Source organism: Burkholderia sp. BCC1640, from assembly GCF_902833125.1.
In the GTDB taxonomy this organism is placed as follows: Bacteria; Pseudomonadota; Gammaproteobacteria; order Burkholderiales; family Burkholderiaceae; genus Burkholderia; species Burkholderia diffusa.
Genome location: NZ_CADFEF010000168.1, coordinates 1 through 456, shown reverse-complemented (window position 1 = coordinate 456; position 456 = coordinate 1). Strand labels below are relative to the sequence as shown.

General features: G+C 70.0%; 1 pseudogene. It reads right to left on the bottom strand.

Features of this window, described 5'->3' with window-relative positions:
* Window positions 1-456: pseudogene (locus HWX25_RS33040) on the bottom strand (hypothetical protein); the annotation flags it as partial.

The window sequence follows — 456 nt, the reverse complement described above, 5'->3', positions numbered from 1 at the left end:
GATCAGGCGCCAGACGTTGCGGCGCAGCCGCGGCAGCTCCGAGACGCGGTAGACGAAGGCCGGCGCGATGGTCTGGGCGAGCAGCAGGGCCAGCGTGATCCAGTTCTCGTTCAACTGCTGGGCGGCGGCGTAGCGACCCAGCTCGGCGAACGAGACGTGCCGCTCCAGCATCAGGCGGTCGAGCTTGAGGAACAGGTACATGCAGACCAGGCCGATCCAGAACACCGTGCCGGCCGAGGCGAAATGCCGGAACAGCGGCGCTTCCACGCGCCAGCCGAGCCGGCCGCCGTGACGGCGCCGGTAATAGAGCATCAGCGCCAGCGCGATCGCGCCGGCCTCGAGTGCCAACAGCCAGCCGTAGCTGGCCGGCGCGGCGGCCGCGCGCACCAGCAGCCACACCAGCAGCGCCTTGCCCAGCGCGGCGAACATGCTCGCGATCAGTTGCGGCTTGCTGTA